This is a genomic window from Stenotrophomonas sp. DDT-1 (assembly GCF_001580555.1).
Lineage (GTDB): Bacteria > Pseudomonadota > Gammaproteobacteria > Xanthomonadales > Xanthomonadaceae > Stenotrophomonas > Stenotrophomonas sepilia.
This window is the reverse complement of record NZ_LEKR01000012.1, coordinates 46,428-68,264: the sequence shown is the minus strand read 5'-3', so window position 1 is coordinate 68,264 and position 21,837 is coordinate 46,428. Positions and strand designations below refer to the sequence as shown.

The 21,837-nt window shown below is 69.0% G+C and carries 21 protein-coding genes; 9 read left to right on the top strand and 12 right to left on the bottom strand.

The window, feature by feature from the left end; all coding sequences use genetic code 11:
• Positions 1 to 99 precede the first annotated feature (99 nt).
• The 6 genes from AB839_RS08585 to AB839_RS08560 are packed head-to-tail and all read left to right on the top strand — an operon-like array spanning position 100 to position 6,843.
• Positions 100 to 789: an RDD family protein gene (locus AB839_RS08585; protein WP_061479017.1), complete on the top strand. Its 690-nt coding sequence runs from the start codon at positions 100 to 102 to the stop codon at positions 787 to 789.
• Complete coding sequence (locus AB839_RS08580) at positions 786 to 1,778, top strand: stage II sporulation protein M (protein ID WP_061479016.1); 993 nt, start codon at positions 786 to 788, stop codon at positions 1,776 to 1,778. Before AB839_RS08585 ends, AB839_RS08580 begins: the two co-directional genes overlap by 4 nt.
• Positions 1,768 to 3,384 (top strand): DUF4129 domain-containing protein, encoded by a 1,617-nt coding sequence (locus AB839_RS08575; RefSeq protein ID WP_061479015.1) that lies wholly within the window; start codon positions 1,768 to 1,770, stop codon positions 3,382 to 3,384. The genes AB839_RS08580 and AB839_RS08575 overlap by 11 nt, the downstream gene beginning before the upstream one ends.
• Positions 3,381 to 4,565: a DUF4350 domain-containing protein gene (locus tag AB839_RS08570; protein WP_061479014.1), complete on the top strand. Its 1,185-nt coding sequence runs from the start codon at positions 3,381 to 3,383 to the stop codon at positions 4,563 to 4,565. Before AB839_RS08575 ends, AB839_RS08570 begins: the two co-directional genes overlap by 4 nt.
• A complete protein-coding gene (locus AB839_RS08565; RefSeq protein ID WP_061479013.1) occupies positions 4,562 to 5,548 on the top strand; it encodes a MoxR family ATPase in 987 nt (328 codons plus the stop codon). Before AB839_RS08570 ends, AB839_RS08565 begins: the two co-directional genes overlap by 4 nt.
• Positions 5,545 to 6,843, top strand: coding sequence for a DUF58 domain-containing protein (locus AB839_RS08560; protein ID WP_061479012.1), 1,299 nt, complete (start codon positions 5,545 to 5,547; stop codon positions 6,841 to 6,843). Before AB839_RS08565 ends, AB839_RS08560 begins: the two co-directional genes overlap by 4 nt.
• Before the next feature lie 85 nt (positions 6,844 to 6,928).
• Here the strand turns inward: AB839_RS08560 and AB839_RS08555 are convergent, their stop codons facing one another.
• From AB839_RS08555 to AB839_RS08545, 3 genes are read right to left on the bottom strand one after another with little or no spacing between them, the layout of a single operon-like run.
• A complete protein-coding gene (locus tag AB839_RS08555; RefSeq protein WP_061479011.1) occupies positions 6,929 to 7,576 on the bottom strand; it encodes a hypothetical protein in 648 nt (215 codons plus the stop codon).
• Positions 7,576 to 8,754 carry a glutathionylspermidine synthase family protein gene (locus tag AB839_RS08550; RefSeq protein ID WP_061479010.1) on the bottom strand — a complete coding sequence of 393 codons (1,179 nt, stop codon included), beginning with the start codon at positions 8,752 to 8,754 and terminating at the stop codon, positions 7,576 to 7,578. The genes AB839_RS08555 and AB839_RS08550 overlap by 1 nt, the downstream gene beginning before the upstream one ends.
• 7 nt (positions 8,755 to 8,761) lie before the next feature.
• Entirely contained in the window at positions 8,762 to 9,334 is a 573-nt protein-coding gene (locus tag AB839_RS08545) for a DUF1190 domain-containing protein (RefSeq protein ID WP_005420172.1), read from the bottom strand.
• A 367-nt stretch (positions 9,335 to 9,701) separates the two neighbouring features.
• Here AB839_RS08545 and ilvD point away from each other — a divergent pair, with 367 nt between their 5' ends.
• A complete protein-coding gene (gene ilvD, locus AB839_RS08540; RefSeq protein WP_061479009.1) occupies positions 9,702 to 11,540 on the top strand; it encodes a dihydroxy-acid dehydratase in 1,839 nt (612 codons plus the stop codon).
• A gap of 105 nt (positions 11,541 to 11,645) precedes the next feature.
• Here the strand turns inward: ilvD and dinG are convergent, their stop codons facing one another.
• The 3 genes from dinG to aroE all read right to left on the bottom strand — a co-directional run bounded on the left by dinG (position 11,646) and on the right by aroE (position 15,106).
• Positions 11,646 to 13,748: an ATP-dependent DNA helicase DinG gene (gene dinG, locus AB839_RS08535; protein ID WP_061479008.1), complete on the bottom strand. Its 2,103-nt coding sequence runs from the start codon at positions 13,746 to 13,748 to the stop codon at positions 11,646 to 11,648.
• A gap of 155 nt (positions 13,749 to 13,903) precedes the next feature.
• The gene (locus tag AB839_RS08530) at positions 13,904 to 14,257 is read right to left on the bottom strand and encodes a hypothetical protein (RefSeq protein ID WP_061479007.1); all 354 of its coding nucleotides are present in this window, start codon (positions 14,255 to 14,257) and stop codon (positions 13,904 to 13,906) included.
• Positions 14,258 to 14,260: 3 nt separating this feature from the next.
• The gene (aroE, locus tag AB839_RS08525; RefSeq protein ID WP_049414396.1) at positions 14,261 to 15,106 is read right to left on the bottom strand and encodes a shikimate dehydrogenase; all 846 of its coding nucleotides are present in this window, start codon (positions 15,104 to 15,106) and stop codon (positions 14,261 to 14,263) included.
• Between the two features lie 48 nt (positions 15,107 to 15,154).
• Between aroE and AB839_RS08520 the strand changes: the two genes are divergently transcribed.
• Positions 15,155 to 16,018, top strand: coding sequence for a PD40 domain-containing protein (locus AB839_RS08520; protein WP_061479006.1), 864 nt, complete (start codon positions 15,155 to 15,157; stop codon positions 16,016 to 16,018).
• Between the two features lie 82 nt (positions 16,019 to 16,100).
• Here the strand turns inward: AB839_RS08520 and AB839_RS08515 are convergent, their stop codons facing one another.
• The 4 genes from AB839_RS08515 to AB839_RS08500 form a co-directional block, all read right to left on the bottom strand.
• Positions 16,101 to 16,370: a hypothetical protein gene (locus AB839_RS08515; RefSeq protein ID WP_061479005.1), complete on the bottom strand. Its 270-nt coding sequence runs from the start codon at positions 16,368 to 16,370 to the stop codon at positions 16,101 to 16,103.
• 32 nt (positions 16,371 to 16,402) lie between these two features.
• Positions 16,403 to 17,392, bottom strand: coding sequence for a porphobilinogen synthase (gene hemB / locus AB839_RS08510; RefSeq protein ID WP_006400669.1), 990 nt, complete (start codon positions 17,390 to 17,392; stop codon positions 16,403 to 16,405).
• A gap of 19 nt (positions 17,393 to 17,411) precedes the next feature.
• Positions 17,412 to 18,329 carry a bestrophin family ion channel gene (locus tag AB839_RS08505; protein ID WP_061479004.1) on the bottom strand — a complete coding sequence of 306 codons (918 nt, stop codon included), beginning with the start codon at positions 18,327 to 18,329 and terminating at the stop codon, positions 17,412 to 17,414.
• 123 nt (positions 18,330 to 18,452) lie between these two features.
• On the bottom strand, positions 18,453 to 18,701 hold the full coding sequence (locus AB839_RS08500; RefSeq protein WP_005420185.1) for a hypothetical protein: 249 nt from the start codon (positions 18,699 to 18,701) through the stop codon (positions 18,453 to 18,455).
• Between the two features lie 185 nt (positions 18,702 to 18,886).
• Between AB839_RS08500 and AB839_RS08495 the strand changes: the two genes are divergently transcribed.
• On the top strand, positions 18,887 to 19,345 hold the full coding sequence (locus AB839_RS08495; RefSeq protein WP_005420187.1) for a hypothetical protein: 459 nt from the start codon (positions 18,887 to 18,889) through the stop codon (positions 19,343 to 19,345).
• Positions 19,346 to 19,429: 84 nt separating this feature from the next.
• Here AB839_RS08495 and AB839_RS08490 read toward each other — a convergent pair whose 3' ends face one another.
• On the bottom strand, positions 19,430 to 21,232 hold the full coding sequence (locus tag AB839_RS08490; protein WP_061479003.1) for a DUF885 domain-containing protein: 1,803 nt from the start codon (positions 21,230 to 21,232) through the stop codon (positions 19,430 to 19,432).
• Positions 21,233 to 21,299: 67 nt separating this feature from the next.
• Positions 21,300 to 21,815, bottom strand: a complete 516-nt coding sequence (locus AB839_RS08485; RefSeq protein WP_061479002.1) for a cytochrome c oxidase assembly factor Coa1 family protein — start codon at positions 21,813 to 21,815, stop codon at positions 21,300 to 21,302.
• Between the last annotated feature and the right edge of the window lie 22 nt (positions 21,816 to 21,837).

Here is a 21,837-nt window from a genome sequence, read left to right as displayed (position 1 = left end):
TGCTAAAGTCTGGGCCCGACCAGGACCTGTCGAGACCCCCATGCCTGTGGCTGCCTGCCGGAGAGGACTCCGGCGCCCACAACGAAGGCCATCGCACTGATGGCCGCACCGATGCTCGATACCTACCGCGAGGTGGTGACGCCGGAGGGTGTGCCGCTGCAGCTGCCGGCAGCCGGCCCGGTGCCACGGGCGATGGCGTGGCTGGTGGATCTGGGTGTGCGCATCGCGGTACTGGTGGTGATGTCGATTCCACTGGCACTGCTGGATTCGTTCGGCTCCGGGCTCGGCCTGGTGCTGATGTTCCTGGTGTACTGGGCCTACCCGATCGTCTGCGAAGCGCTGTGGGGCCGTACGCTCGGCAAGCGCGCGCTGGGCCTGCGCGTGCTTGCGCGCGATGGCGCGCCGGTAGGCTGGATGGCTGCCATCACCCGCAACCTGCTGCGCACCGTGGACATGCTGCCGTTCGGCTATGCACTGGGCCTGATCAGCAGCCTGTTCGATCCCCATGGCCGTCGCCTGGGCGATCTGGTGGCCGGCACCGTGGTGGTGCATGCGCCCGTGCCGTACCTGCCGCCTCCGCCCACCATCGACAGCGTGCTGGCCCCGCCGCAGCCGCTGCGACCGGAAGAGCAGGCCGCGCTGATGGCCTTCGCCGAGCGCGCGCCACGGCTGTCGGCGGCCCGCCAGCAGGAACTGGCCGGCATCGCCGAACCGCTGACCGGCACCCACGGCCAGGTCGGCGTACTGCGCCTGTATGCCATGGCCAACTGGCTGTTGGGGCGGCGATGAAGCAGGAACAGTTCGTCGCCCGCTACCAGCAGGAATGGCAGGACCTGGAACACTGGCTGCTGCTGCGTGCTGGTGCTGCGCGGCGCACGCGGCGCAAGGCCAGCGCGCTGGCAGTGGACGACGCCGCCTTCCCGCAGCGCTACCGGCGCCTGTGCCAGCAGCTGGCACTGGCCCGCGAGCGCGGCTACAGCCCGCAGCTGGTGCAGCGCCTGCAGCAGTTGATGCAGCAGGGCCACAGTGTGCTGTACCGCACGCCGCCGACGCGCTGGCGCGGTGCACTGGAATTCCTGGTGGCCGACTTCCCGCTGCTGGTGCGCAGCCAGGCGCGCAGCATGTGGGTGGCACTGGCGATGTTCGCGCTGCCGGCGGTGGCCTGCTTCGTGCTGGCGCAGCTCTACCCGGACCTGATCCACATGGTGATGGACAACCGCCAGATCGCCGAGATGGAGCGCATGTACGATCCAGCGGCCGAACGCCTCGGGCGTGACAGCGGCACGGACTGGATGATGTTCGGCCACTACATCCTGAACAACATCAGCATCGCCCTGCGTACCTTCGCCAGTGGCCTGCTGGCCGGCCTGGGCACGCTGCTGGTGCTGCTGTTCAACGGCGTGATCATCGGTTCAGTGGCCGGCCACCTGCAGCACATCGGCCATGGCGATCCGTTCTGGCGCTTCGTCGCAGGCCATGGTGCGTTCGAGCTGACCGCGATCGTGATCGCCGGCGGTGCCGGCCTGCAGCTGGGCATGAAACTGCTGGCCCCCGGCCGGCGCAGCCGCCTGGATGCCCTGGTCGAAGGCGGCCACATCGGGGCCCGGCTGTGCCTGGGCGTGGCGTTCATGCTGCTGGTGGCCGCGTTCATCGAAGCGTTCTGGTCGTCGATTGCCGAAGTGCCGGCGTGGGGCAAGTTCAGCGTGGCCGGCGTGCTGTGGGCCGGCGTGCTGCTGTGGCTGTGGCGCGGCGGGCGCGGAGGCGGCAATGCGCATTGACCGCCTGGACGTGGCGCTGCGCGCGCGCAGTGGCTGGGAAGCGATGGAGCTGGGCAGCGCCCTGTCGCGCCGCCACGCACGTGCGGTGTGGGGCAGCTGGCTGCTGGCCAGTGCGCCGCTGTTCGTGATCTTCAACGCGTTGGGCTGGTGGCTGGATGCGTTCGGCTGGGCCTGGCTGGCGATGTGGTGGTGCAAGCCGCTGTTCGAGCGCGCACCGCTGTACGTGCTGTCGCGCGGCATCTTCGGTGAGCCGGTGGGCGCGCTGGCAGCGCTGCGTGCGCAGCGCAGCTGGGGCAATGCAGGCTTCTGGGGCTACCTGGGCTGGCGCCGCTTCAGCGTGCTGCGCAGCCTGTGCCTGCCGGTGAACCTGCTGGAAGGCAACGCGCCGGCCCAGCGCGGTGCACGCCGCCGCGCCGTGGCGGCCGGTGCTGCGGGCGCCGCCGTCGTGCTGACCGTGGCCTGCATGGCCTTTGAAGGGGTGCTGGTGTCCGGCGCGATCGGCGCGGTGTTCATGTTCATGCCACTGGAGCTGATGTCCGAATCATGGCGTGCCGCATGGGACATGATCGGCCAGGACACGCCTGCCTGGGCGCAGCTGGGCTTCAACCTGGCGTGCTGGCTGGCATCGGTGCTGATCGGACCGTTCTATGTCGGCGCCGGCTTCGGCCTGTACTTGAACCGGCGTACGCAGATGGAAGCGTGGGACGTGGAGATCGCCCTGCGCCGCCTGCGCGAGCGGCTGCTGCCGGCAGCATCGACGCTGGCGCTGCTGCTGTGCCTTGCCCTGCCGCTGGCCTCCGCGCCAGTGCATGCGCAGGACGCGCAGACAGTCGCTGAGCAGGCCGACGATGCCGAAGAGGACGAGGGCCGTGCGGAAGAACCCGCCACTGCGGCCAACGATCCGGCCAATACGCCGGCGATGATCTTCGGTGCGGCGCCGGTGGACACCGCCGGTTTCCGCCAGGCGGTGAACCGCGCCTATGAGGATCCGCTGCAGCGCCCGACCCGCCAGGTCACGCGCTGGAAGCCGATCGAACAGGCCGAGGAAAAAAAGAAGGAAGACAAGGCGCTGCAGAGCGACGGCAGCGACAAGGGCGAGCGCAGCAACCGCAAGGCCAGCATTGCCTGGCTGGCGCGCCTGGCCGAGTGGGGCCTGTGGGGCCTGCTGGGCGTCCTGCTACTGGTGCTGTTGTTGACCGCCCGTCTGTGGCTGCCGTGGCTGCGCGGCAGTGGCCGGCGCAAGGCCGAGGCTGCACCACAGGTGGTGGAGGAACAGGTGGAGCTGCCGGTCGTGCTGCCGCCGGACGTGGCCACCCAGGCCGGCCTGCTGTGGGACCAGGGCCGGCCGCGTCAGGCGCTGGCCCTGCTGTACCGCGCCAGCGTACGCACCGTGGGCGAGCGCAGCGGCATCGCGCTTCCGCCCGGTGCCACCGAAGCGCAATGCCTTCGCGCCTCGCGGCGCATGCCCGATGCCACCGACCGTGACCTGTTCGCGCGCATCGTGCGCATGTGGCAGTACGCCGCCTACGGTGGCCGCCTGCCCAGCCGCGCCGATTTCGATGCACTGGCCGACACGCTGCGCCAGCAGTACCGGTGGCTGGCATGAGCCCGCGCCTGTTCTGGTCGCTGTTGCTGGGCGGGCTGGTGCTGCTCGGCGTACCGCTGACGATCCTCTTTCTGCGCACGCATGAGCGGGTGACCGAGACCGTGCAGCTGCCGCCGCAGGGCGAAGCTGGCTACAACCCGCTGTACGTGCTTGGCCAGGCACTGCGCGCCGATGGCATCGACGTGCACTCGCGGCCGCGACTGGACCTGCAGCAGATGGCGCTGGGACCGCGCGATACGGTGGTGCTGCTGCAGGACAGCAGCGAACTGCCGGCACCGGCAGCCAGGGCCCTGCTGGCCTGGGTCGATGGTGGTGGCCATCTGCTGGTGCGTACGCCGCCACCCGCAGAGGACGACGCCAGCAGTACGCAGGGACCGCTGCTGGACCAGCTCGGCGTGGACAGCCTGTACCAGCAGAGCGACTGCCAGCCGTTCCACGTCATCGACGATCCCAGCCATGTGGAGTTCTGCGGTGGTCGCCGCTTCACGCTGGGCTTTGCCGCCCGTACACAAGCCGAACGGCGTTGGGGCAACGAGCGCAACCTGGTGTTCGCGCGACTGCGCCACGGGCAGGGCAAGGTGAGCGTGCTGGCCGACATGGAGTTCATGCGCGGCGAGGTGGATTCGCCGGCAGCACGCCTGGCATCGGCTGCGGGCAAGGCCAGCGACGGCCTGCACGATCTCTCGCACCGCGACCTGACCCGTTATCTGCTCGATCCGAACTATGGCAAGGGCACTTTCTGGCTGGTCTACGCCAGCCGCCCGCCGTCGCTGTGGGCGCGCCTGTTCTACCAGGGCTGGCCGGTGTGGGCGCCTCTGCTGCTGGCCCTGCTGGGCTGGCTGTGGGGCCGTTCGCAACGCTTCGGCAGCCGCCTGCCGTCGCCGGTGCTGGAACGCCGCTCGCTGCTGGAACACGTGCGTGCCAGCGGCGAGCTGCTGCTGCGCTTCGGCCACGGCGCGCGCCTGTACCACGCCGTGCTCGCCCTGTTCCTGCATCGCCTGCGCCTGCGCGCACCGGTGGCTGCCGCACTGGAGGGCGCCCCCCGCGAACAGGCCATCGCCGAACTGCTGAAGTGGCCGCAAGGCCGCGTTGCCAGCGCGCTCACGCCGCCTCCGCCGCACGATTCCTCCGCCCTGCGCGAGCGCATCCGCTTGCTGCTCCAGATGAGATCCCTGCTATGACCGAAGTCCCCGAGCTGCCGGCGGCCGCCAACGCCCGCCTGATCGAACGCGTCGATGCCATCCGCGATGCCGTCGGCCACGCCTTCATTGGCCAGGCCGACGTACTGGACCAGATCCTGGTGGCCCTGCTGGCCGGTGGCCATGTGCTGATCGAGGGCGTGCCCGGGCTGGGCAAGACCCTGCTGGTGCGGGCACTCGCGCAGGCGCTGGAGCTGGATTATGGCCGCGTGCAGTTCACCCCCGACCTGATGCCCAGCGACGTCAGTGGCCATGCGGTGTACGACCCGAAGAGCGAGAGCTTCAGGATCCGCCGTGGCCCGGTGTTCACCAATCTGCTGTTGGCCGACGAGATCAACCGTGCGCCGGCCAAGACCCAGTCGGCACTGTTGGAAGTGATGCAGGAAGGCCAGGTGACCATCGAAGGCAAGGCGTTCACCCTGGCGCCGCCGTTCATGGCGCTGGCCACGCAGAACCCGCTGGAGCAGGAAGGCACCTACCCGCTGCCAGAGGCACAGCTGGACCGCTTCCTGCTGAAGGTGCTGATCGACTACCCGCAACTGGAGGACGAGAAGCGCATGGTGACCGCGATCACCAGTGGCCGTGCCGCCAGCGATTTCGACCTGAGCCAGGTGCCACGCGTGCTCGGTGCCGGCGAACTGCTGGAACTGCAGCGTGCGACCGCGGCGATCACCGTCGATGACGAAGTGATCGACTACGCGGTGCGGATTGTGGCGGCCACGAGGCAGTGGCCAGGCATCGCGGTCGGCGCTGGCCCGCGCGGCAGCATCGCGCTGGTGCGTGCCTCGCGCGCGCAGGCGGTGCTGGCCGGCCGTGACTTCGTCACGCCCGACGACGTGCGCGACATTGCTCGCCCGGCACTGCGCCACCGCATTGCACTGGCCCCGGAGCTGCAGATCGAAGGCCAGGACGCCGACGACGTGCTGGGCGCACTGCTGGCCAAGGTGGAAGCACCGCGCCGATGAGGCCTGCCCCGCTGCTGCTGGCGCTGCTGCTGGCCTGGGCCGCCCTGGGCGGCCTGGTGCTGGGCGGGTTGCTGCCGCGCTGGAGCTGGGCGCTGGCCGCGGCGGCCATCGCGTTGCCTGCGCTGTTCGACCTGTGGCGGCAATCGCGGCGTCCGTCGCCGCAGGTACAGCGCGAACTGCCCGAAGCGCTGGCGCTGGGCGTGCGCCGCGAGGCGGCGCTGCGGCTGCAGGCCGAGCAAGCGATGACGGTGCAGGTGTTCGACCTGGTCCCCGGCGGCTGGCCGCTGGAATCGCTGCCACAGCGCGTGCGCCTGCGGGCCGGTAGCGCCTCCACGCTGCACTATCACCTGCAGCCGCTGCAGCGCGGGCACTTCCGCTTCGAAGGCGTGCACCTGCGCATGCGCTCGCCGTGGCGCCTGTGGTGGCAGCAACGCACGCTGCCGCCCGCACTGGACGTGCGGGTCTATCCGAATTTCGTGCCGCTCACGCGCTTTGCATTGTTCAGTGCCGACCAGGCCTCGCGGCTGGTCGGTGCACACGTGAAGCGCCGCCGTGGTGAAGGCACCGACTTCCACCAGATGCGCGAGTATCGCGTCGGCGACAGCCTGCGCCAGCTGGACTGGAAGGCCACCGCGCGTGCGCGCAAGCTGATCTCGCGCGAGTACCAGGACGAGAAGAACCAGCAGTTGCTGCTGATGCTCGACAGTGGCCGGCGCATGCTGGCCAGCGAAGGCGGGCTCTCGCACTTCGACCATGCCTTGAATGCCTCGCTGGTGGTGGCCTACCTGGCGCTGCGCCAGGGCGATGCCGCCGGCCTGTTCGCTGCCGGTGGCGAACGCCGCTGGGTCGCGCCGCAGCGCGGCATGGGCACGGTCGAGCACCTGCTGCGCGCCAGCTACGATCTGCAGCCACGCGCGGTGGCCACCGACTACCTGGCCGCCGCCACCGAGGTATCGCTGCGCCAGCGGCGACGTGCGCTGGTGATGCTGGTCAGCAACGTGCGCGATGAAGACATCGAAGACCTGCTGGCGGCGGTGCGCCTGCTGCAGCGGCGCCACCTGGTGTGCGTCGCCAGCCTGCGCGAGCGCGAGCTGGACGGCGTGCTGGAGGGCGAAGTGCAGACACTGGAAGACGCCACCCAGGCCGGTGCCGCCGCGCTGTACCTGCAGCAGCGCGCGAAGGCGCACGAAGCGCTGCGCAGCGAGAAGGTGATGGTGCTGGACGTCACCGCCGACGCCCTGCCCGGCGCGCTGGTGGAGCGCTACCTGGCGGTGAAGCGCGAAGGGCTGCTCTGAGCCGAGCGCGGGCTCGGCTCTACACGGATCGGGTTGTCTGTAGCGCCGAGCCCATGCTCGGCTGCCGGCCAGCGGCCGGCACTACCTACCCCTGCAGCAAGCGCCGCTGCAACCGCTCCACCGCACGCTGCAGCAGCACCCGGTTGCGGGCCAGCTTCATCCACTGCGGCAGGCGCGAGATCATGGATCGATGATGGCCGCGGCCTTCGCGCAGCGTCGCGCCCGCGTATTCGTGCAGTGCCTGCAGATGTTCGGCGTTGTAGGCCCACAGCAGGCCCGCGCGGATCGATTCGACCAGGCGCAGCGGCAGACCGAAATGCGGATCGGCAGGCTCGGCGTCACGCAGTGGGCGCACCGAGACCGCGACCTCGGTGCTGCGACCGCACTGTGCGCATCGGGCGGGGAAGGATGCCGGCGCGGGGATGCCGACGGGAATCGGTCGACACACATGCAGCCACTGATGCCCGCAGAATCCACAGGGCTGGCGGCCCAGAATGCGGACTGCACCCACCCAGTCGCCGCTGTCCAATGCAGCGCTGCAAGCGGTGCAGCGGAAACGCGCGGTCCATCGATAGGGTTCCCAGCGGGCGATCACCCAACCGGGGGCATCGCAGCGGTGGCAACGCACCGCGACGCGGTCGGCGAAGGCCTGCAGGCTGCGCCCGTCATCGAAATGCCGGCCCGGCGCGGGCGTGGCACGTCCATGCCGGCCAGGCCAACGCCGCACCGTCATCAGACGTAGATCCGCGTCGGCGCCTCGTCGACGATCGCGTGCGGCACGAACCGCGCACTGTCGCGGGTGATCGCGCTGTCGTCCTCGCGGATGCCGATGCCGCAGGCGTGGTCACCCACCACCCAGCTGCCGATCAGCGGGTAGCCGCCTTCGAAGCGGGTCAGCGGATGGGCGCGCTGGATGATCGCCGGGCCGTCATAGGGACCGTCACTGCGCTGGGTGCTGCCATCGGCCAGGTGCATCTCGATGTTGGCACCTTCGCGCGAGAACAGCGGCTTGCGCACCCAGCCCGACGCCAGCGCGCTGCCGTCATCGAAGTGCGCCTCCAGCAGGTTCGGATGGCCTACGTTGCGCTGCCACAGCAACGGCAGGATGCCCTTGTTGCTCAGCACTGCCTTCCATGCCGGTTCCAGCAACTGCACGCCCGAACCGGGCAGCGCGCGGCCGAACTCTTCGGCCATCAGGTCTTCCAGCGGGTACAGCTTGAACAGCGTGCCGATCACCGAATCATCCAGCGCGGTGAAGCGGCCGTCCTCGGACAGGCCGATGTCCTCGATCGCGATGGCCTGGCCATGCAGGCCGGCCTGCGACGCGCAGTCGCGCAGGTACTCGACCGTGCCACGGTCTTCTTCCGAGCTTCCCACCGCGCTGAAGTACAGCGGCGGCGGCAGCTGCGTGGCCAGTTCGCCGAAGCGCTCGACCAGTGCCTCATGGATCGCATTGAACTGGTCGGCATGCTGCGGCAGGCGGCCGGCGTTGCGCTGGTCTTCCAGCCACTGCCACTGGAAGAAGCTGGCCTCGAACAGCGAGGTCGGCGTGTCGTAGTTCAGCTCGTACAGCTTGGCCGGACCGGTGCCGTCGTAGGCCAGGTCCAGGCGGCCGTAAAGGTGCGGCTGGCGCTGGCGCCAGCTGTCGGCGATCCAGTCGCGGTAATGCGACGGAATCGCCAGCTGGTCCATCAACCGCTCGCTGCCGATGACATCACCGACCAGATCCAGCGCCATCTGGTGCAGCTCGGCACTGGGGTCTTCGATGTCCTGTTCGATCTGGCGCAGGGTGAACGCGTAGTACGCGCTTTCATCCCAGTAGGGCTGGCCATCGATGGTATGGAAACGGAAACCCGCTTCCTCCGCGCGTGCCCGCCACTGGGCACGCTCGGCAATCCGGATGCGCTGCATGGGTCGATCAGCCGCCGTAGCTGCCGCTGGTGCTGCGGCGTGCGCTGGTGTTGCCAAAGCCACCACGGCTGGCAGTGACCGCACGGTTCGGCTCGCTGGTGACCGGCGCCAGGCCAGCCTTGCCGGCACCGATGCCGCTGGCGGTGTTCAGGCCACCGGTGCCGCCCGGTGCCGGGCGCGCCCAGCCAGCGTTCTTGTCCTGGTAAGCCGGTGCCGACGCCGGCGCCTGCGGGGCGAGGCCGCCGCGGTTGCTCAGCATCTGCGACATGAAGAAGCCCATCATCATCGGGCCGATGAACGAGGTGCCGGCCGAGGTGTGCTGCTGCACGCACTGCTCCGGCTTGTAATCCTTCTCGCAGGCTTCCTTGCTGGCGTACTTCGGCGCCGCATCGGCGGCCTGTTTCTGCGCTTCGGCGAAGGCATTGCGGCACGACGACGGGTCGCCGGTGGCCTCGGTGCAGGCCTCGACCGAGGTGTACAGGCCTTCCTGCACCTTCACTTCCGGCTCCTTCTGGCAGGCGGTGAACAGCAGCGGCGCGGCGCTCATCAGCAGCAGCGCGGTGGTGCGGGAACGTTTCATGGCCTCATGCCCTGTCGACGGATCAATGCCCCAATGATGCCAAATCCTCACCAACAACCGGAATCGGCAAAGTGGGAAAGATGAACGGAATTTCATTTTCGTCGTTCCCCATCAGCCACGCATGACGTGGATCCATCGTGTCGACCAAGGTCGACACCTACCAACAGCCACAGGAAACTGTCGAAGGCGGGCTGGGTCCCGCGGATAGCCCAGCTGATGCTGTTGAGGTTGCCGGCCAGCGGCCGGCGCTACCACGGGTGCAGGGCGCAGCCCTGCCACTCCCTTCCCGGTGGTTGCAGCAGCAACCGAAAAAATTGGCCATGATCGGCTGACCCCCACGTCGTACGGCCCGCCCGTTCCGCCCGCCATGCCCGAATACCGTTCCCGCACCTCCACCGCCGGCCGCAACATGGCCGGCGCCCGCGCCCTGTGGCGTGCCACCGGCATGAAGGACGGCGACTTCCACAAGCCGATCATTGCCATCGCCAACTCCTTCACCCAGTTCGTGCCCGGCCACGTGCACCTGAAGGACCTCGGCCAGCTGGTAGCGCGCGAAATCGAACAGGTCGGTGGCGTCGCCAAGGAATTCAACACCATCGCCGTGGACGACGGCATCGCGATGGGCCACGACGGCATGCTGTATTCGCTGCCCAGCCGCGAGATCATCGCCGACGCCGTGGAGTACATGGTCAACGCGCACTGCGCCGACGCGCTGGTGTGCATCAGCAACTGCGACAAGATCACCCCCGGCATGCTGATGGCTGCGCTGCGCCTGGACATCCCCGTGGTGTTCGTCTCCGGCGGGCCGATGGAAGCGGGCAAGACCAAGCTGTCCGAGCACAAGCTGGACCTGGTCGACGCGATGGTGGTGGCCGCCGATGACAGCGCCTCCGACGAGAAGGTCGCGGCCTTTGAACGCAGCGCCTGCCCCACCTGCGGCTCCTGCTCGGGCATGTTCACCGCCAACTCGATGAACTGCCTGACCGAAGCGCTGGGCCTGTCGCTGCCCGGCAACGGCACTACGCTGGCCACCCATGCCGACCGCGAGGCGCTGTTCCGCCGCGCCGGCCGCCTGATCGTCGAGCTCTGCCATCGCTGGTACGGCGGCGAAGACCCGAGCGCGCTGCCGCGCGGGATCGCCACCCAGGCCGCGTTCGCCAACGCGATGACCCTGGACATCGCCATGGGCGGCTCCACCAACACCATCCTGCATCTGCTGGCCGCAGCGCAGGAAGCGGAGGTCGACTTCGACCTGACCCACATCGACGCGCTGTCGCGACGCGTCCCGCAGCTGTGCAAGGTGGCGCCGAACACACCGAAGTACCACATCGAGGACGTGCACCGCGCCGGCGGCGTGTTCGGCATCCTCGGGGAGCTGGATCGCGCCGGCCTGCTCGATACCACAGTGCCGACCGTGCACAGCGCCAGCCTGGCCGAGGCGCTGGAGCGCTGGGACGTGGTGCGCAGTGACAACGACACCCTGCACACCTTCTTCAAGGCCGGTCCGGCCGGCATCCCCACGCAGGAGGCCTTCAGCCAGGCCACCCGCTGGCCCGCGCTGGACCTGGACCGCGCCGAGGGCTGCATCCGCTCGCTGCAACATGCGTATTCGCTGGAGGGTGGCCTGGCTGTGCTGCGCGGCAATCTGGCCGTCGATGGCTGCGTGGTGAAAACCGCCGGCGTGGACGAATCGATCCATGTGTTCGAAGGCCCCGCGCGCGTCTATGAAAGCCAGGACGCCGCCGTCGCCGGCATCCTCGCCGATGAGGTACAACCGGGCGACGTCGTGGTGATCCGTTACGAGGGCCCGAAGGGCGGCCCGGGCATGCAGGAGATGCTGTACCCGACCAGCTACCTGAAGTCGAAGGGACTGGGCAAGCAGTGCGCGCTGCTCACCGATGGCCGCTTCTCCGGTGGCACCTCGGGGCTGTCGATCGGCCACGTTTCGCCGGAAGCGGCCAGTGGCGGCGCGATCGGCCTGGTGGAAGATGGCGACCGCATCCGCATCGACATCCCGGCCCGCCGCATCGACCTGCTGCTGGATGAGGCCACGCTGGCCCAGCGCCGCAGCGAGGCCGATGCACGCGGCTGGAAGCCACGCGCACCGCGCCCGCGCAAGGTCACCAGCGCGTTGAAGGCCTACGCCCTGCTCGCCACCAGCGCCGACAAGGGTGCCGTACGCAACACCGCCCTGCTCGGCGATTGATGCCGATCCGGTAGTGCCGGCCGCTGGCCGGCATCTTAAAAAAAGGGACGGAGGGGATTAAGTCGTCTGTGCCTCAAACGACTTAATCCCCTCCGTCCCCTTTTTTCAGCCGATCACGCGCTTGAACGGCGGCAGCGCGTCGATGATGCGCTTGCCGTAGCGGCGGGTCAGCAGCCGCGAATCGAGGATGATCACGCGGCCGGTGTCGGTGGAGGTGCGGATCAGGCGGCCGGCGAACTGGGTCAACGTGCGCAGCGCGTGCGGAATGGCGATCAGGTTGAACGCATTGAGCCCGCGGCCCTCGAACCATTCGCTGAGCGTGGCGGTCTGCGGATCGGTCGGCACCGCGAACGGTACCTGGGTGATCACCACCGTGGTGCAGGCTTCGCCGGGCAGGTCGAGGCCTTCGCCGAACGAGTTCAGGCCGAACAGCACCGAACCCTCACCCGCTTCGACGCGGCGCAGGTGCTCTTCGATCAGCCGGGTCTTGGACATCTCGCCCTGCACCAGCACCTGCTTGCGGCGCGCCGCCGACATCAGCCCGGCCACCTTTTCCATCTTCCAGCGCGAGGTGAACAGCACCATCGAGCCCTTGGCCCAATCCAGCTCGGTATCCAGGTAGCGCGCCACCTCACGCGGATGGCCTTCGCGGTCGTCCGGGGTGACCGGGAACCTGGGCACGATCAGCTCGGCCTGGTTGGGCAGGTCGAACGGCGACGACAGCGAGACCATCTCGGCCTCTTCGGGGATGCCGTTGTCGATCGCCAGCGACTGGAAATCGCCGCCGCCGGTCAGCGTCGCCGAGGTCATCACCACCGAATCCACTTCATCCCACAGCAGCTTGCGCAGCACGTGCGCGGCCGACACCGGCGAGCCATGCAGCACCAGGTCGCCGTCGCGGGTGGCGGTGACCCAGCGCGCCATCGGCGGCGCGCCGTCCTTGTCCTCGCGGCGCCACGCCTGCCACAGGTTGTACTGTTGCTCGATCATTTCCAGCGCCATGCCCAGGTTGCGCTGCAGGCGCTCGCGCGCGGCATCGTCCGGCTTGCCCTTGGCCACCTGCGCGGTGGCGGCATGCGCCCAGTTGTAGAGGCTGCGGGTCTCGTCGGCCAGTGCCTCGATCGGCTCGCGCCAGGCCTCGGGCAGGCGTCCATTGGCCGCACGCCACATCGGCTCCTCGTCCGCCGGCGCCGGCATCCACACCCGCTCGATGTGATCGCGGAACGCGCGCAACTGCTTGGCGACGTTGCTGGCCACCTCGATCGCTTCGTTCGGCAGCAGGTTGCCGAGGCGGTCCTTGTCGACCGCGCGGTAGGCACCGGCAATCAGGATCTGCAGGCGGCCGGTACGCTTGGCCATTTCATCCAGCGCGAGGCTGGCCGCGCCCTGGTCGATCGCCACGTTGCCGATGTGATGGCCTTCGTCCAGCACCAGCAGCATGTCCGACGGCGGCGCGATCAACGGCTGGCCGTTGTCGCTGTCGCCGATCGACAGCGCCGACAGCAGCAGCGCGTGGTTGGTGACCACGATCTGCGCATCGCGCACGGTGTTGCGTGAACGCAGCACCGCGCACTGCGCCGAATACGCACAACGGCGCCCGGCGCAGCCCGAAGCCGGCGTGGTGATGCGGCTGCGCAGGCCGGGGCTGATGGTCTCCGGCGCATTGTCGATATCGCCGTCCCAGCTGCCGCCGGTGAAGGCATCGGTCAGGCGCTTGGCGATGTCCATCTCGATCGGCGCCAGCGGCCGGTCGAACAGTGGTGCATCCTCCTCGAACATGCCGCCCTGCGAGCCCTCGCCCTGTGCTTCGGCGGCGTTGCGCGTGCACAGGTAGCGGGTACGGCCCTTGGCCAGCGCCACGGTTGCTTCCAGGCCGGTGGCCTTGAGGAAATTCGGGATATCCCGCTCGACCAGCTGCGACTGCAGCGCCACGGTGCCGGTGCTGATCACCAGCTTCTTCTTGCTGGCCAATGCGATCGGCACGCCTGCGGTGAGGTAACCCAGGCTCTTGCCGACGCCGGTCGGCGCCTCGACCACGCCAACGCCGCCGCTCTTCGACAGCGCGCGCGACACCACGCCGATCATCTGGCTCTGCGAACGGCGGGTGGAGAAGCCGGGAGTATTGGCCTGCAGCGTCGTGTACGCCTTGCGGATCGCGTCCTTCAAGGGGTCATCGAGCGTGCGCGGAGCGGCGACGGTTTCGGTCACGCCGGAAATTACCGTGGCTGGATCGGGCCGGTCATTGTCGCATGGCCGGCCATGTCCGCCGCCGCTGGCTGCCTGAACGGGGCAGCGGCGACGCCCGGCGGCTGGATGAACACACCGTACGCTGCTGGCGACGGCCCTGGGCCGTCACCGGGGTGTCACTGCACCGCGTTGCCGCGCAGCCGCAGCACGCGCACCAGCGCCCACACCAGCAGCACCACGCCGATGGCCTCGACCATCGCCAGCGCGAAGTGCAGCACGCCGAAGATGGCGCTCATGCCCGAGATGGCGCTGAAGTTGCCACTGCTGACCAGCCACATCGGCAGGACACCCGCGGCCAGGCCGCCCAGGCTGGACAACAGCAACAGCAGCAGGCCGACCAGCGCACCGGTGCGGGTCGCATCGCGCGGCGCACCGACCACCCAGACCAGGCCGACGCACAGCGCGATCAGCACCGGCAGGCGCACACCGACCATGCTCAGCACGGTCACCATCAGGGTCGTGCCGTCCATCGATCAGTCCTCGCCGGCCAACACAGCCGGGCCCTGGCGCAGCGCCTGGTAGACCTCGTCGGTCTGCGGGCGTACGCCGTGCCACTGCAGGAAGCTCTCGGCAGCCTGCTCGACCAGCATGCCCAGGCCATCGACGGTGTTACGGCACTGCGCCGCACGGGCCCAGGCCAGGAAGGCGATGGCCGCCTCGCCGTAGTTCAGGTCGACGGCGGTGGTCATCGAATTGACCAGCGACAGCGGCAGCTTGAACTCGACGTCGCGGTCGCGGCCCGCCGAGGTGGCGTTGACGATCAGTTCGAAGTCGCCCAGCTCGCGCAGGTCCTCCCAGTAGCGGCTGATCGCGCGGCCCGGTTCGCCCATGGCATCGATCAGTTCGTCGGCGCGCTCCGGCGTGCGGTTGACCACGACCAGTTCGGTGATGCCGGCATCGAGCAGCGCCGGTGCGACGCTGCGCGCCGAGCCACCGGCACCGATCATCAGCACGCGGCGGCCGCGCAGGTCCAGGCCGTGGCGGTCGGTCAGGTCGCGCACCAGGCCGATGCCATCGGTGGTGTCGCCGTGCCAGCGGTCGCCCTTGCGCAGCAGCGTGTTGACCGATCCGGCGCGGCGCGCCCGTGCGGTCAGCGTGGTGCATGCCGAGAACGCGGTTTCCTTGTGCGGCAGGGTGACGTTGGCACCGACGCCGCCCTCGGCAGCGAAGGCCTCCAGGCCGGCCAGGAACGCCTCAGGGGCCAGGTCGATCGCGCGATAGTCGATGGCGATGCCTTCCTGGCGACCGAACGTCGCGTGGATCTGCGGCGACTTCGAGTGGGCAACGGGGTGTCCGAAGACGGCGTAACGGTCGGTCATGGAATCCTCAAGCTGGCTAGACTGATGCTCTTTCGTGCACGGAACCGGATGATGCGCATCACCCCGCCCCTGCTGGTGCTCGCCGCCAGTCTACTCTCTGCCCCCGTGGCGATGGCGTTGAACGAGTACGGCATCGAAGGCATGGGCGTGGTCTCGATCCGCGCCGATGAAGGCCGCGCCACGATCAGCGCCGATGGCCAGCGCATCGTCTTCGCCCGCCGCGGCGAGGCCGGCTGGGGCCTGTGGGAGGCACGCGTGGTCGGCGGTCGTTGGCAGCAGGCACAGGCACTGCCGGTCGGCGTGGCCGGTGAAGCCCGCGATCCCTACTTCAGCCGTGACGGCCGCTGGCTGCTGTTCGCGGCCGGTCGCGAGGGCGCGCTGGCGCTGTACCGCGCTGCGCTGGCCACCGATGGCCGGCTGGGCCCGGCGCAGCCGCTGGCCGGTGACGGCGGGCGCCGGGAAGAGCGCGGGCCAGCCCTGAGCGCGGATGGCAAGCAGCTGTTGTTTGCCCGCCAGCAGGGCCATGGCGCCGGCTGGGATCTGTTCGTAGCGACGCTGGATGCGCAGGGCCTGCGTGGCCCGGCCACCGCACTGAGCGCGTTGAACAGCGCCGACGACGAGACCGACGGCGACTGGCTGGGCCAGGATGGCGCCGTGGTGTTCAGCCGCAGCCACGGCAGTACCGCGCAGGTCTGGAGCAGCGGCTGTGCGTGGAGCGGTGTGGCGCTGCAGCCGCTGGGGCTGTCGTTCAACCAGGCCGGCGGCTGGACCGGCGCGCCGGTGATCGACAACGCCAAGCCGGCGGAGATGCTGGTGGCCAGCAGCGCGGCAAAGGCGCCGCGCGCCGGTGGCGTGGACGTGTACCGGTTGGCGGTGCCGAAGGTGGCGGCGGTGGCCGGGTGCGTGCGGTAGATCCACGCCATGCGTGGATGGCGCCCGCGAAGGGGTCAGAGCCCTTTCCTGCGGAAAGGGATCCGACCCCGGGGATCGCCCGTCAGCGCGACAGCACCTTGGCGCGCAACTGCTCGTACTCCATCTCGCTCAGCTGGCCGTTGTCCTTGCGCTGGTTCAACGCGGCCAGCTCGGCCTGCACGCTGTCCGGCAGGGCCTGCTCACGGGCCACGTGGCGGGCGGCGGAGAGCTGCTCCGGTGGGCGCTTGCCCGCGCGCCATGCGGCGATGAAGACAGCGACGATGATGGCGCCGAACACCAGCGTACCGATGCCCCAGATCAGCCATTGCATCCATCCCAGTTCGGGTCCCATCGCGCAGTCCTCCGTCTATCGTGGCGCTATTGTCAGCGCTCGCGCAGCCATCGCGCCACCTGCGGCGCGAAATAGGTCAGCACGCCGTCGGCACCGGCCCGCTTGAAGCCCAGCAGCGACTCCAGCACGCAGGCGCGCTCGTCCAGCCAGCCGTTGGCGAAGGCGGCCTTCATCATCGCGTACTCGCCACTGACCTGGTAGGCAAAGGTCGGCACGCCGAATGTCTCCTTCACCCGGCGCACCAGGTCCAGGTATGGCATGCCCGGCTTGACCATCACCATGTCGGCGCCCTCTTCCAGGTCCAGCGCGATCTCGCGCAGAGCCTCGTCGCCGTTGGCCGGGTCCATCTGGTAGGTCTTCTTGTCGGCCTTGCCGAGGCTGGCCGCGCTGCCCACCGCATCACGGAACGGGCCGTAGAACGCCGAAGCGTACTTGGCCGAGTAGGCCATGATGCGCACGTTGATGTGGTTGTCGGCATCCAGCGCACGGCGGATCGCGCCGATGCGGCCGTCCATCATGTCCGACGGCGAGACGATGTCCACACCGGCCTCGGCGTGCGACACCGACTGCTTGACCAGTGCTTCCACGGTGATGTCGTTCAGCACATAGCCCTTGTCGTCGATGATGCCGTCCTGGCCGTGGGTGGTGTACGGGTCCAGCGCCACGTCGGTCATCACGCCCAGTTCCGGGAAGCGCGACTTCAATGCGCGGATCGCACGCTGCGCCAGGCCGTCCTCGGCCCACGCCGCCGACGCGTCCAGCGACTTCAGCGACGGGTCGATCACCGGGAACAGGTCGATTACCGGAATGCCCAGCTCCAGCGCCTCTTCGGCCACCTTCAGCAGCTCTTCGATCGACAGCCGCTCCACGCCCGGCATCGACGGCACTGCGGTGCGGCCCGCCAGTTCGTGCACGAACACCGGGTAGATCAGGTCGTCGGTGGTCAGCGTGTTCTCGCGCATCAGGCGGCGCGAGAACTCGTCGTGGCGCATGCGGCGCGGGCGGTAAAGCGGATGGGACATGGCAGGCTCCGAGGAGTGGCTATTGCAACAGGTAACCCTGCGGCAGCAGGGGTTCGGGCAAGGGGCGTTCGCCGAGCGCGTCGAGCTGGTCGATCTCGATCGTGCGCACCAGCGCGTCCAGCGGCAGGTCGTTCGGCTCCAGGCCGAACGGGTCTTCCATTTCTTCGCCCAGCTGGTCCAGGCCGAAGAAGGCATAGGCCAGCACCGCCGACAGCACCGGCGTGCCCCAGCCCAGCGAACTGGCCAGGCCGAACGGCAGCAGCACGCAGAACATCCACGCGCAGCGATGCAGCAGCAGGGTGTAGGCGAACGGCAGCGGCGTGGTGAGGATGCGCTCGCAGCCGGCCTGGATCGACGACATCGCGTGCAGGCGCTCCTCCAGCTGTGCGTAGAGGATCGGATCGAGCTCGCCGGCGCGCAGCGCCTGGGCCAGCTCGGCGGCGATCATCGACAGCAATGCATCCGGCACGTTCTCGCGCTGGCCCAGCTGCTCGCGCTGCGGCTTGTCCAGCCATGGCAAGGCGACCAGGGCCACGACGCGCCCACGCAGGCGCGCGGCCAGCGCATGGGCGAACGCGGTGGTGAGGTACGCGATGCGGCGACGGCGGCCGCCGTCATCGGCCAGCAGCAGGTGCACCTGGCGCGCCAGCGAACGCGATTCGTAGACCAGCTGGCCCCACAGCTTGCGGCCTTCCCACCAGCGGTCATAGCAGGCGCTGTTGCGGAAGCTGAGGAAGATCGACAGGACCAGGCCGAGCAGGGTGAACGGCGTGACCGACACGCGTTCGATGCCGGTCGGCGGGGCCAGTTCCACCACGGCCGCCACGGCAATGGACAGGATCAGGATGGCCAGCACCTTCGGCGCGATCGCTTTGACGATCGAGCCGCGCAGGATGTACAGCAGTTGCCAGCCGTGGGGACGGGGTCGGATGATCATCGGGCAGCCGCGCCAGGCGCGGAATCACAGGCACGCGGGGGGCTCGCGCAGCCGCTCATTGTACGCCCCTGCCCGGCCACCGGCCGTGCGCCTGCGACGCCCTGTCGCACCCGGCGCCGGGATTCAGATCACGCCGCCGCCCAGGCCCAGGCGCAGGATGCCGACCACCACCACGATGCCGTTCAGCACCAGCCCGGCCCAGGCCCGACCGCGCTTGGTCGGGTGGGTAAACAGGATGCCCAGCGCGGCGATCACCGCGCCGACGGCGGCGAACGGGATCAGGAACCAGTTGCCCCAGCCAAGCAGCGGAATCAGCGCCAGGATCATCCACAACAGCGCCAGTACGCCCCACAACAGACTGATCACGCCCATTCCGCTCTCCCGCAGTTGGTTCTGTCTGTCCACCATAGTCGTTCCCGCAGTCGCCGCCTACTGCCGTTGGCGGGGCTGTCACCCGACGCGTGCTAGCGTGCTGCCGTGGGTGCCCTGACCCGGGTGTTGGCGCCGATTCAGAGTGGCCCGCCGATGATCGCAACCAGTCCTACAGGGGTCGTGCCATGAACATCCGTTGGGCCGCGCTGGCGGCCATCCTGCTGGTCGCCGCCGGTTGTGCCAGCACCTCCAAGGTCATGCTGGGGCGCGCCCGCGCGCCGATCGATCCGGCACTGGTGCAGATCTATTCCACGCCACCGGCCGGCTCGCAGGAAATCGCGCAGCTGGAATCGGCATCTGCCGTGGGCTTCGGCACGCAGGGCCAGACCGATGCCGCGGTGGCACGCCTGAAGCGTGAAGCGGCGGCACTGGGCGCCAATGGCGTGGTGCTGATGGGCGTGGGCAGCAGCGGCTCGCCGGTCGGCATGTCGGTGGGTGCCGGCACCTTTGGCTCGCATGTGGGGGGTGGCGTCGGCATCGGTATTCCGACCACGCAGAAGCGCGCCGCCGGCGTGGCGATCTGGGTACCCAATCCGGAACCGCCGGCACGGTTGCCGACCCAGGTGATCACGCCGCAGCGGTGAGGCGGCAGCGTCACCGCGGGTAGCGCCGGGCCATGCCCGGCGTCTCTCCCGCTGCGCTCGCCGGGCATGGCCCGGCGCTACCGATTATTTCTGCCGGTACTTCGGCACGAACACCTTGTTTACCGCATCGGCCAGCTGGTCCGGCGGCAGCAGGCCCTGGTCGAGCAGGAAGTTGTTGAAGGCCAGGCGGTCGAACTTCGCACCCAGTGCCAGCTCGGTCTGCATGCGCAGTTCCAGGATGCGGGTGTAACCGTAGAAGTAGCTGCCCGCCTGGCCCGGCATGCGCACCATGTAGCGGTCCAGTTCCTGGGTGGCCATCGCCTTGGACAGGCCGACCTGCTCCATCAGCACGCGTTCGCCGTTGGCGCGGTCGGTCAGGCCGAGGTTGAGCATCGGGTCAAGCATTGCGCGTGCGGCCCGCAGCAGGCGGAACTGCAGGGCGATCATCTGCCCGTCCAGGGGCTCGTACGGCACCATCTCGGCCTCGGCATACAGCGCCCAGCCTTCAACGTTCACCGAATTGAACGCAAACATGGTGCGCGCCAGCGAGACACCACGCTCGACCATGGCGGTGAACTGCAGCTCGTGGCCGGGGCGGCCTTCATGCGCGCTCAGCGTCCATGCCGCCGCACCGAAGTTGAAATCGTCGTATTGTGCGCCCGGGCCCGCCGCCGGGTTGCCCAGCGGCAGCACGAAGGTGCCCTGCTGCCCGGTGTTGTTGACCAGCGGCGCCGGCAGGAAATGCGGGGCCGGGCTGGCCGCGCTCTCGGCGGCCGAACCCAGGCGCATCTGCATGGCGCGCTTGGGTACATCGACGATGGCATGCTCGCGGATCAGCGGATCGATCGCATCGATCACCTTGCGGTAGTGGCCTTCCAGCTGGTCGTCGGCGATCTTGTCGGCCTTCAGCGCGCGGATCACCGCCACCGGGTCGCTCGGATCGGCCACCTTCAGGCCCTTGTCCTTCACCACCAGCGGCGCCAGCTGCTGCATCGCCGAGCGGGTTTCCATGAACTCCAGCTGCGCGCGCTGCATCAGCAGCTTCGGGTCGATATCGATGCCGACCTGCTTGAGCTGGTAGGCGTACAGCGGCGCCGGCAGGCGCGCATCGGTGCGTGCCTTCGGCAGCACGTCCTTGCGGGTCCAGGCGGCGTAGTCCTTCATCTGCCCGGCCAGGGCCTTCATTGCCTCATCGGCGCCGGCGATCTGGTACTTCTTCAGCAGCGACTCGATGCCGGTGATGTACGTCTCGACGTTGTCCAGCGATTGCTGCACTTCGATCTTCGTCGGCTGCAGCAGGCTGCCGTCCTTCAAGCGCTCTTCGTAACGCTGGCGGGCCAGCGTGGTGAACGCGGTGCCACCCGGCTGCAGCCCGGCGTAGGCCTTGAGGCGGTCGATCGCCTTGGCCCGGCGCTCGGCCGGCACCTGGTCGGACAGCAGCAGGTTGAGGCCGCTGAACACGGTCTGCGGTGCATCGGTCCACGGCAGCAGGTACTTCTCGTTGAGCTCGCTGCCCTCGATGTTCTGGTTGGCGGCGTGGATCATGATCTCCAGGTCCTGGCGGACGTTGGGATCCTGCTCGGTGGCCAGCTTCGCCTTCAGTTCGTCGCGCGCCTTGGCCATCGCCGCGCGGTAGCGCTTGCCGTTGTCCGCACCGAGGTCGGCCACCTTGTCGTCATAGCCGGGCACGCCGAAGAAGCCGGTTTCTTCCGGCTGGAACGGGCCCTGCGCATCGAGCAGGATCTGCGCCAATGCGTTGCTGCGGGCCACCCAGGCCGGGCTGGCCGGAGTAGCGGCCTTGGTGGCGGGTGCCGCCAGCGCCGGCGGTGCGAACATCAGCGGGGCGGCAGTCAGGGCCAGGGCAACGGCCAACGCGATCGGCTTCATGGTGCACTCCAGGACAGGGTTGCCCGCACCCTACGCGCTCAGCGCGGTGGCGACAATCGGCCGGAGGTCACAACGCCGCGGCCAGCGGGCATTCGCCGCGTTCGCGGCAGGCCTGCAGCTCGCATTCCTGCGCGGCTTCGTCATCATCCAGCGCGGTCAGGTCGAAGGTCTGCTTGTTCTCGCCCAGCACATACATCACCGGATAGTCCCAGACGTCGTCGCTGCGGGTGCCCTTCACGAACAGCCGGCCGTGCGCGCGCGGGCCTTCCAGGGCCACGGTCAGGCCGACGTCGCGCTGGCCATTGATCGCGGTCTGCATGCTGCCCAGCGGCATCGATTCGGCACGCAGCGGCTCGCCGAAGGCTTCCACCAGTTCGATGCTGCATCCGGCGCGGCGCATCGCCTCGCGCATCGGCGGGCTCTCGCGTGCCGCCTCACTCCAGCGCAGCACGCTCCAGGCCACCACGCAACCGGCACCGGCCAACACCAGCAGCACGGCCAGCGGCATCGCCCAGCGCCAGTGACGGGACCACCAGCCGGCAGGCTTCGGGCCATGGGTGGGAATCGGCGGCGGCAGTGTCATCGGCGGGCTCCTTCCCGTTTGT